Here is a 10,006-nt window from a genome sequence, read left to right as displayed (position 1 = left end):
CTCGTCGTCGAAGACGATCCGCGTCTGCTCGCCATCGACGAGGCCGGAGATACCGATCGGCCATGCGCCGCTCGCCTCGACGGGCCACCGTCGTGGCCAAGGCACCATGGGGTCAGAGCGAGTCGAATTCCATGTGAATTCGCTTGGCGCGTGAGCTTGAACCTCCGCCGAGTTGCCTCGGCGCCCGTCGTTTTGGACCATTGCCGCTGAGATAGATGCCGACGACAACGGGACTATGGTGCCCGTCCAAGGCCACCGGTCAAGGCGTGGGACGCCTTAACCCTGTTCGGCTCCGGCGCCTCAGTTGAGCGATCGAGGCGCCGCATTTCCCTGGTCAGCGACGATTGTCCTTCGGAAGAAGCAGGCGCTCGATGGCTTTCTCTCCGTTGCCCTGAGCGGCCGCCGCGGTGTTGAACGGTCTATCGCCGCGCTCGGCGAGCTTGCCGTGCGTGCGGATGGACCATTCGAATAATCCTGGCTTCCTGGAAGATTCCGCGACTTCGAGGACGTGTGGGTGATAAAGATTTTGTGACATCCGCCACTTTGGCACGCTTCACGCCGAAACACCTAATCGGGGTTCAATCCAACCTAGCCGTGTGCGCGACGTTCCACGAAGGCGAGAGGGAAAGCGTCCGGATCGCCGGCGCCGGATCGATCGCCGGCCGCTGCGAGGCGATGAACACACGAGACCTTGAATCACGCCCAGGACCTCATGTGAATCTCGATTCCGACTCAGCGGGACGTGGTCTAGTTGCTCGCGTGCGGGCCGGTCACCTCGATGGCAGCGGCTCCGTTCGGACGATGTCGAATCGTTTTGAACAGATCTGGATCAAGAGAGAGTCGATTGAGCTTCTCGTATAGCGTGGTCTTGGGAACAGAGAGCGCATCGCTCATCTTCGTCACACTTCCAAGGCATTCCTCTAAATATCTTCTCAGCAAGGTCCTTTCAAAAAGACACATCTGCTCCGCGAGCGACATCCTTCGTGGACGGGACGACTCGGATAGGTCATGCAGACCTAAACACAAGCAATAGACGGTGTTTCTCAGCTCTCTGACGTTTCCGGGCCAGTGCTTTCCCATCAATTCCGGGAGCGCCCAGTCAAGCGACGGCTTCGAACCGCCATTCGTCGATATCATTGAAATGAAATGCCTTGCCAGAGGCTCGATGTCTTCCATCCGCAACCGGAGCGGAGGAATGGCGACGCTGACGGCCGCGACGCAGTAGGACAAGTCGGCGCAGAGCCGCCCGCTCTCCAGAAGCTGCTGCACGTCGTGTGTGGTCGTCGAGATGATCCGCGGATAGCCGACTCGATCCAGCCCTGCGAAAGATCGGTCGTTCAGCCAAAGCACCAGTTCGGCTTGAGAGGCCTCCGAGAGAGCCTCGATGTTCTTGAAGACGACGGTGAAATCACCATTCCCGTGGTGCTCCGCTTGCAGCAGGTCCTTCATCGTCAACGACGTCGCGGCGAATGCTCGGCAATCGATGAGGCGAAGGCCGGACGGGCTTCCCCCGCTCGCATGATGGAGCATCCGCGCCAGATGCAGCTTGCCGACGCCTGTTTCCCCGGCGACCAGAATCGGCAGGGGCGATCGGGACAGTTGCTCGGTCCTGCGCCTGATCCGGTCGATGGCATCGGATGCGCCTACCATGATCGGGGGCAGCTCATGTCGAGAACCCTGCATCAACGACCTCCCGCCGTCTGGACAGCCCAATCGTGCGGGATGGCCAGCGGCGGATTGTCGATATCACAATCGAAACGCTGTTTCAATAAAATGAAACGGTGTTTCGATTACGCGGCGTCCGGATCGCGTGTCATGGGCCGAATGTCCTGCTCGCTCCCTCCGAGGGTCCGGGTCAGCTCGCACGCCTCGCGGATCAGGTCTGCGGCAACCGCCTTCGCCTTGTCGGCCGTGAACCGGGTGATCGGGCCGGAAATCGCCAGCGCCCCGACGAGCGTGTTGCCGGCGCCGAAGACCGGAGTGGACAGGCCGGAGATGTGCGGGTCGCGCTTGCCCGCGGTATAAAGAGGGATGGGGAAATCCTGGCGCGAGGAGGCCTGAGGGCCGCTCTCGAAACGGCGGAGCACCTGGGCGATCGAGGACTCGTCCATCGGCAGCATGTCGCCGGGCCGGATGTGCAGTCTCAGCCGGTGCGGCGAGTCGACCCGGAACAGGCACAGCCTGTGCTCGCCGTGACGGATGTAGAAGGAGGCCGTTTCCTCGGTCGTCTCAACCAGCCGCTGGAGGGCGGGCGTGACGATGTCCTCGAGCGAGATCTGGTCCTGGTAGATGGATGCGAGCCTCAGAATGCCGGCATCGAGACGATAGCGTCCGTCGGCGAGCTTCTTGAGGAGGCCGGCATGCTCCAAGGAGATTCCGACCCGCATCACAGTGGATTTGACGAGTCCCGTGCGGCGCGCGAGTTCGGCCAGGCTCAGCGGCGCATCGCCCCGCTTGAACGCGGTCAGGACGGCGAGCGCCCGGTCGACGGAGGCGACGCCTGCTACTGAGAGTTCGTCGTCGAGATCGCGCGCCATTCGTGTCACCGGGAGTCCTTCCGGAGGACTCGCCGCGAAGATGGCGGTTGTCAAATGTCGGGCCGGCAGGACCCGTGATCGCGGTTGGTCTGCCGGCCTTACCTGCAGGGCGATCGACGCAAGCCGCCTGTCACCCCTTGTCGAAACCGTAGAGCGCGGCAGGATTGTCCACGAGGATCCTATGCTGAACCTCGGCCGAGGGAGCCCATTCGGCGAGACGATCGAGAAGCACCGCGTCGTCCGGCTTCGCATCCGCCTTCGATGTCGGATGAGGCCAGTCCGTTCCCCAGACGAGACGCTCGGGGGCAAGCTCCACGAAAGCGGCGGCGACCTTGCCCCGATCGGCATAGGTCGGAGGGCCGACGCGGCTGAGAAGGTAGGCGCCGGTCAGCTTCACCCAGGCGCCGTGTTTCTCGATCAGCTCGGCGATGGCCGCGAAGCCCCGATGCCTCGGTCCTTCCGGCTCGGGGAGATGCCCCATATGGTCGAAGACGACCGGGACCGGCAGACCCGCGAGCCTATCCTTGAGCTCGAAGATGCGCTCTCCGTCCGAGACGAGCTGGATGTGCCATCCGAGATCCGCGATCAGGCGGGCCACCGGAACCATGTCGTCCAGCGGTGCGCCGCCGGGCAGGCGGGTGCCGAAGCGGACGCCGCGCACGCCCTGATCGTGAAGCTGCCGCAATGCGCTCTTCTCCACCGAGGCATCGAGCATCACGATGCCTCGCGCCTCCCGGCCGAACTCCGCCAGGGACTGAAGCAGGAGCCGGTTGTCGGTCCCGTAGGTCGAAGGTTGGACGATCACATTGCGGGTCAGGCCCAGGCGCCGCTGCAGCTTCCGATAATCCTCGACGCTGGCGTCGGGGGGGCGGAGCGTGGCTGCGGGGGCGGGTGGAAAGCGCGCGTCGTAGATGTGATGATGGCAATCGGCGGCGTTCGGGGGCACTTTGAGGCGAGGAGGCTCGCTTCCGGCGGACCAAGGCGCCTCCTGCGCCCCCGCGGGTCCTGCGCCCAGCGTAGCGCCGGCCAAGGCGGTGGCCAGCATCCCGAGATGTTGTCGTCTGGTTGTCGGCATTCGTGCCCCCTGGATCAGCTGTGAGAGAACAGTTTCTGCCCGGGAGCCGGCATGTCGGCTTCCAGGATGCTGCCGGTCTGGGATTCGGTGATGTAGAGGGTCCGCCCCTCGGGGCCGCCGAAGGCGACGTTCGTGGTCGAGATCCCCGCGCAGGACGTCACCCGCAGCAGGGGCTCCGCGACCGGCGACAGCCGCCAGATCGATCCGAACCCGGTATGCGCCACGATGAGGCAGCCCTCGGCGTCGAGGGCGATGCCGTCCGGCCCGCCCATGCCGCCATGGAGCTGCGCGAAGACGCCTACCTTGGCCACGATCCCGCTCTTCGAAAGAGGGATGCGCCAGATCTGCTGCGCGCGGGTCACGGCCACGAAGACGCTCGTCATGGCCGTGTCGACGACGATCCCGTTCGGGCTCGGGACGGTCCCGACGAGGCAGGTCAGCTCGCCGGACGGCCGCAGCCGGTAGACCCGGCCCGTCGCGTCCTGGAGGCCGGTCTGGCCCTGGTCGGTGAAATAGAGATCGCCGTTCTCCGCGAAGCAGAGGTCGTTGACGCCCTTGAACCCTTCCGAGCCGGCGGTCTCGAGGACCGGCGTGACGGCGCCGGTCTCGGGGTCGAGGAGCACGATCCCCCGCTTGTAGCAGGTGATGAAGATGCGGCCGTCCCGATGGATCTTGATCCCGTTCGGCCAGCCGTCATATTCGGCGACCTGCTCCCAGGCGCCGTCCGGCGAGATGCGGAACACCCGGCCATACGGGATATCCGTCACATACAACCGGCCCTGCCTGTCGAAACAGGGACCCTCCAGGAACGAGTCGATCTCGTGTCCGCCGCGATTGGCCTGCGCCCAGGCGGTCGGCCTCGGCTTGCGGAAGCGGTCCGGCAGGCGCGTGAAGACCCTTGTGGTCTGGCTGGGGGGTGGGGCGAAGAACGACACGGGATCCTCCGTCTGATTTGCGCCCGCTCTCTTATTCGTAGACGCCGTAGCCGGCGCAGCCGCCGTAGCCGAAATGCGAGCAGAACTCTTCCGTGATCACGCTCAGGTAACGGGCGCTCTCGTCCCTGATGAAGGCGCCCGTTTGCTGCGGCGATCGTGGCGAGACCTCGGCTCCGGCCGCGGTCAATCTGTCCCGAAGCTCGGATTCTCCGAGGGCCTGATTGACGGCGCTGTTCCAGGTCTGGACGATATTCGCCGGGGTATCGCGGGGCGCGAGGATCGTGATCCAGGCCGAGAGCGTGATGTCCCGGAAGCCGGCCTCGGCCATCGTCGGCACCGCCGGAAGCGTTTGCGCGCGGCTCGGCAGCGAGACCGCCAGGACCTTCAGCTTGCCGTCCTTGATGGCCGGAAGGGCGGTCGGCAGCGGCGCGAAATAGAAATCGACCTGTCCGTCGAGCACGGCCCGCAGGGCCGCCGCGGCGCCGTCGCTGGGCACGTGCACGAGCCTCGCCGCGCTCCGCAGCCGAAGCAGCTCGCCCGCGAATTGCGCCGTCGTGCCCGGACCGCCCGACGAGAAGGTGAGGCCGCGCTTCGAGGCGCGGGCGGCCTTGAGGAGTTCATCGACGGTGCCGAAGGGCGCGTCCGCCCTCACGACGAGAGCCAGCGGGATCAGCGCGACCGTCGCCACCGGCTGGAAATCCCGCTCGGGGTCGTAGCCGAGGTCCTTGACGAGATGCCGGTTGATGACGAGTTCGCCGGTCTGGCCGAGCAGCAGGGTCGAGCCGTCGGGCGCGGCCCGCGCCACGCTCTGCGCGCCGCTCGCCCCGCTGGCTCCCGCGCGATATTCGAGGGTGACGCGGCGCCCGAGGATCTGCGAGAGCCTCTCGGCGAGGGGTTGTCCAATGATGGTTCCCGTTCCGCCTTCCGGGTAGGCGACCACGAGCGCCGCGGGCCGGGCGGGATCGCCCTGCGCTCCGGCCTGTCCGGCAAGGCCGGCGAGGCAGGCCGCCAGGATGGCGGCAGACCGCGACAGGTGGGGCTTGAGCCGGAATTGCATCGCTGTCTCCCTGGAATGAGGCCGCGGTCGCTAGGCGGCCGCTGAACGGATCTCCGCGGACCGGGCATGCGCTCGGCTGATGAGAATGACGCTCGCGGCGGCGGCCGCGTCGAGGGCGGCGACCGGCAGCATGCCGAGGGTGAAGCTGCCGGTGGCGCTCCTCACCAGCCCGACGATGTTCACCATCAGGCCGCCGCCGATGAGGTTGGCGATCGCGTTGATTCCCGCGAGCCCGGCCGCGAGCGTCGAGGCGGACAGCCAGCTCGATGACAGGGCCCAGAACGGCCCCTTGAAGGCATAGGCGCCGACGAGCGCGCAGGCGACCGCGAAGATCGTCGTGGCGATCGAGCCGGACAGGCTGAGATAGGAGAGGCCGAAGGCCGCGAGGAGCAGCGCGAGCGCCGTGTGCCATCGGCGCTCCCCGGTCTTGTCCGAATGCCGCCCCCAGAGGACCATCAGAACCGTCGCGATGCCGTAGGGAATCGAGTTGACGAATCCCGTCTGCAAGTTCGTCAGCCCGAAGGACTTGATGATCTGCGGCTGCCAGACCGACAGGACGCTTCCGGTGGCGGAGGCTCCGGAGCAGACCAGCGCCATCGTCAGGAAGTATTTGTTGCGCGCAAGCTGCCACAGCGAGATATGGCCGATCGGCTTCTTGACCTGGGCCTCCTCCTCCAGGCGCCGGACGAGCCAGCCGCGCTGCTCGTCGCTCAGCCAGCGCGCATCCTTCGGCCTGTCGACAAGGTAGAAGAAGCATACGATTCCGAGAAGAACGGGCGGCAGGCCCTGCAGAAGGAAGAGCCATTGCCAGCCCCTCAGGCCGAGGAGGCCGTCCAGCTCGAGCATGGCTACGGAAAGCGGCGAGCCCAGGAAGGTCGCGAGGGGAATGGAAACGGTGAAGGTCGCCAGGATCCGCGCCCGGTACTGCGACGGGAGCCAGAACGTGAGATACAGGATCGCTCCGGGAAAGAACCCTGCCTCCGCCGCTCCTAGGATAAAACGCATCGTATAGAGGGAGTACGGACCGACGACGAAAGCCATGCCGCACGTCACCATACCCCAGGTGATCATGATCCGCGCGATCCAGCGTCTTGCGCCGACTTTCTGCAAGGCAAGGTTGCTCGGGACCTCGACAAGGAAATACGATACGAAGAAAAGCGAGGCCGCGAAACCGAACATCGCGGGCGTAAGGCCCAGGTCCTTGTTCATCTGGAGAGCCGCGAAGCCGATATTCACCCGGTCGATCAAGGCGAAAAAATAGCAAATCATCAGAAACGGGACGAGTCGCAGGATCACCCGGCGCATGGTCGCGCTTTCGAGCCTCTCTGCGGTTTCCGCTTCGATTGCCACGGCGTTCGTCTCCCGATTTTTTCGACCTATGAGCGCCGCCTCCGTTCATGTCAATATATAGTAATAGAATAAACGACAGATACGAGCGATGAAATCTGCAATTCCGGAATTCCGGAAAGCAGATATACATTTATTCCGGAAAATAGGAATAACAATCACGACGAACTTTCGTGACGAAATCTTGTTGAATGCGACACAGTTGCCCGCTATGCGTGATTCGACAAGTGCAGTCCTACGCGAAGCCTCGCGCGAGCGCCCCCGGAAGCACGACGCAAGCGCCGCGCTCGCCTCGCCGCACGATGCGCTCCGGAACGAGCCTGGGAGGGACTATGACCATGACCTCGGATGGATCCGCCGCGTCAGGCGTGGATGCGGCCAGTGTTCACGGCAAGCTCATCCGGCACATCGTTCCATTCCTCTTCATCTGCTACGTCGTCAGCTATCTCGACCGGGTCAATGTCGGCTTCGCCGCCTTGACCATGAACAAGGACATCGGCCTCACGCCGACGGCGTTCGGCGTCGGAGCAGGTCTCTTCTTCTTCGGCTATTTCATCGCGGAAGTTCCCAGCAACCTGATCATGATGAAGGTCGGCGCGCGGTTCTGGATCGCGCGGATCATGATCACCTGGGGGCTCGTCTCCGCCCTCACGGCCTTCGTCACGGGCCCGGTGCAGTTCGGCATCGCCCGCTTCCTTCTCGGAATCGGAGAGGCGGGCTTCGTGCCGGGCGTGTTCCTCTATATCTCGATGTGGTTTCCGGCTGCCGTGCGGGCTCGCGCCACGTCCCTGTTCCTCCTCGGCATTCCGGTCGCCAATATCTTCGGATCCCCGATTTCCGGGGTGCTGATCGGCCTCGAGGGCTTAGGGCTCAAGGGCTGGCAGTGGCTCCTCATCCTGGAGGCGGTGCCGGCGATGGTTCTCGGCGTCGCCTGTCTCTTCATCCTGACGGACAAGCCCGAGAAGGCGAACTGGCTCTCGGCCCCGGAGCGGGACTGGCTCGTCGCCACGCTTGCATCGGAACGGGCTGCGATCGAGAAGAAGCACAAGTTCACGCTCGCTCAGGCCCTGCGGAACTGGCGTGTTCTCATGCTCGCCTTCATCAATTTCTGCTCGATCATCGGCTCGCTCGGAGTCGGATTATGGCTGCCGCAGATCATCAAGCAACTCGGCCTTGCCACGACGACGGTCGGGCTCGTGGCGGCCCTGCCCTATATTTGCGGTGCAGTTGCCATGGTCGTCTGGGGCCGGATGTCGGATCGTGGCAGCGATCGCACCTTCTATCCCGCGATGTCCCTCTTTGTGGGAGCGGCCGCGCTCCTGGCGAGCACCGTCATGCCGACGCCCGTGACCACGATCGCCGCCTTGTGCCTGGCGGTGGCGGGCATCAACTCGTTCGTCGCCACCTTCTGGGCGGTCCCGTCGGGCTTTCTGACGGGGCGCGCGGCCGCGGGCGGCATCGCCATGATCGTGTCGATCGGCAATCTCGGCGGCTTCGTCGGACCGTTCATGATCGGCCAGATCAAGGAGATATCGCAGAACTTCACCGCGCCCCTGATCGCCGTTGCCTGTTTCCTGCTCACGGGCTCGATCCTGATGATCGTCTTCGGCCGGCTCGCCGCGCAGGACGTGGCGCAGCCCGCGGCGTCGCACGCCTGACGACGCGATGATCCCGCGCCTTCTCCCTTCGTCCGAACCCGCCGCGCTCTATGTGGCGTTCTGCGCGGAGCTTCGCGCACGCGGGTTCGAGGGAGATCTGACGGATACCGGCGCCGATCGCACCGTCCTTTCGACGGATAACTCGATCTATCAGATCACGCCGCAGGCGGTCGCTTTTCCCCGTACCCTGGACGATCTGGCCCGGATCGCGACACTTCTTTCGGATCCGCGCTTCACGGAGGTCACGATCGCGCCGCGCGGCGGCGGGACCGGGACCAACGGGCAATCCCTCTGCGACGGGCTCGTTGTGGACCTGTCGCGCCACATGAACCGGATCATCGAAATCGATGTGGAGGGGCGGTTCGCGCGGGTCGAAGCGGGAGTCGTGAAGGACCAGCTCAACGCGGCGCTGGCGGAGCACGGCCTCTTCTTTCCGCCGGAACTCTCGACCTCCAACCGGGCGACGATCGGCGGCATGATCGCGACCGATGCCTGCGGGCAGGGTTCCTGCCTCTATGGCAAGACCCGCGATCACGTGCTCGAGTTGACGACCGTGCTCGGCGACGGCACCGTCTGGCGCTCCGCCCCCCTCGAAGAACCCGAGCTGGAGGCGATCAGGACGCGCCCCGATCGCGTCGGCGCGATCCATCGGGCCGTGGACGACGTCCAGCGCGAGAACGCCGCCCTGATCGCCGAGCGCTTCCCGAAGCTGAATCGCTGCCTGACCGGCTACGACCTCGCCCATATCCGCGACGCGAACGGACGCTTCAACCTGAACGCAGTCCTGTGCGGCGCCGAGGGAACGCTCGGACTGGTAGCCGAGGCGAAGCTGAACGTCCTGCCGCTGCCGACGCATGTGGCGCTGGTGAACCTGCGTTACGGCAGCTTCGACGCGGCGCTCCGCGATGCCCAGGAATTGATGCGCTTCGGCGCCGCCTCCATCGAGACCGTCGATTCCAAGGTGCTGGCCCTCGCGCAGGGCGACCTGATCTGGGAGCGCGTGCGGGCGTTCTTCCCAGAAGACGGGGGCGAGCGCGCCGTCGGCGTCAACCTGATCGAGTTCGTCGGCGCCAGCGCGGCCGAGGTGGAGGGTGCCCTCGGCCGGATGACCGAGGAACTGGACCGCGCCGGCCCCGCTTTCGGCCGCCGGGGCTACACGATCGCTCGCGGCGAGCACGACGTCGAGCAGATCTGGGACATGCGCAAGAAGTCGGTCGGGCTTCTCGGCAACATGCAGGGCGACAAGCGGCCCATCCCCTTCGTCGAGGACACTGCTGTCCCCCCTGAGAACCTCGCCGACTATATCGCCGAGTTCCGGGCCGCCCTCGACCGGCGCGGGCTCGCCTACGGCATGTTCGGCCATGTCGATGCCGGCGTGCTGCATGTCCGCCCGGCCA

At 65.3% G+C, this 10,006-nt stretch carries 9 protein-coding genes; 2 read left to right on the top strand and 7 right to left on the bottom strand.

Going from position 1 to position 10,006, the window contains the following annotated elements:
* Positions 1-334 precede the first annotated feature (334 nt).
* The 7 genes from PKD06_RS09225 to PKD06_RS09195 all read right to left on the bottom strand — a co-directional run bounded on the left by PKD06_RS09225 (position 335) and on the right by PKD06_RS09195 (position 6,909).
* Positions 335-535 (bottom strand): hypothetical protein, encoded by a 201-nt coding sequence (locus tag PKD06_RS09225; protein WP_324379773.1) that lies wholly within the window; start codon positions 533-535, stop codon positions 335-337.
* A 212-nt stretch (positions 536-747) separates the two neighbouring features.
* Complete coding sequence (locus PKD06_RS09220) at positions 748-1,683, bottom strand: sigma 54-interacting transcriptional regulator (protein WP_324379771.1); 936 nt, start codon at positions 1,681-1,683, stop codon at positions 748-750.
* 107 nt (positions 1,684-1,790) lie between these two features.
* Complete coding sequence (locus tag PKD06_RS09215) at positions 1,791-2,537, bottom strand: helix-turn-helix domain-containing protein (protein WP_324379809.1); 747 nt, start codon at positions 2,535-2,537, stop codon at positions 1,791-1,793.
* A 130-nt stretch (positions 2,538-2,667) separates the two neighbouring features.
* Positions 2,668-3,612, bottom strand: a complete 945-nt coding sequence (locus PKD06_RS09210) for an amidohydrolase family protein (protein ID WP_324379769.1) — start codon at positions 3,610-3,612, stop codon at positions 2,668-2,670.
* 14 nt (positions 3,613-3,626) lie between these two features.
* On the bottom strand, positions 3,627-4,547 hold the full coding sequence (locus PKD06_RS09205; protein ID WP_324379768.1) for an SMP-30/gluconolactonase/LRE family protein: 921 nt from the start codon (positions 4,545-4,547) through the stop codon (positions 3,627-3,629).
* 31 nt (positions 4,548-4,578) lie between these two features.
* The gene (locus tag PKD06_RS09200) at positions 4,579-5,604 is read right to left on the bottom strand and encodes a tripartite tricarboxylate transporter substrate binding protein (protein WP_324379765.1); all 1,026 of its coding nucleotides are present in this window, start codon (positions 5,602-5,604) and stop codon (positions 4,579-4,581) included.
* A 30-nt stretch (positions 5,605-5,634) separates the two neighbouring features.
* On the bottom strand, positions 5,635-6,909 hold the full coding sequence (locus PKD06_RS09195) for an MFS transporter (protein ID WP_324379807.1): 1,275 nt from the start codon (positions 6,907-6,909) through the stop codon (positions 5,635-5,637).
* Positions 6,910-7,289: 380 nt separating this feature from the next.
* Between PKD06_RS09195 and PKD06_RS09190 the strand changes: the two genes are divergently transcribed.
* Both PKD06_RS09190 and PKD06_RS09185 read left to right on the top strand, forming a co-directional pair.
* Positions 7,290-8,609 (top strand): MFS transporter, encoded by a 1,320-nt coding sequence (locus PKD06_RS09190; protein ID WP_324379762.1) that lies wholly within the window; start codon positions 7,290-7,292, stop codon positions 8,607-8,609.
* Positions 8,610-8,616: 7 nt separating this feature from the next.
* Positions 8,617-10,006, top strand: a 1,390-nt coding sequence (locus tag PKD06_RS09185; protein ID WP_324379760.1) for an FAD-binding oxidoreductase, incomplete at its 3' end; no start/stop codon positions are given.

The sequence above is a fragment of the Enterovirga sp. genome (assembly GCF_035325185.1).
Lineage (GTDB): Bacteria > Pseudomonadota > Alphaproteobacteria > Rhizobiales > Beijerinckiaceae > Enterovirga.
The sequence above is the reverse complement of the archived record's forward strand: the minus strand, read 5'-3'. Positions and strand labels throughout refer to the sequence as shown.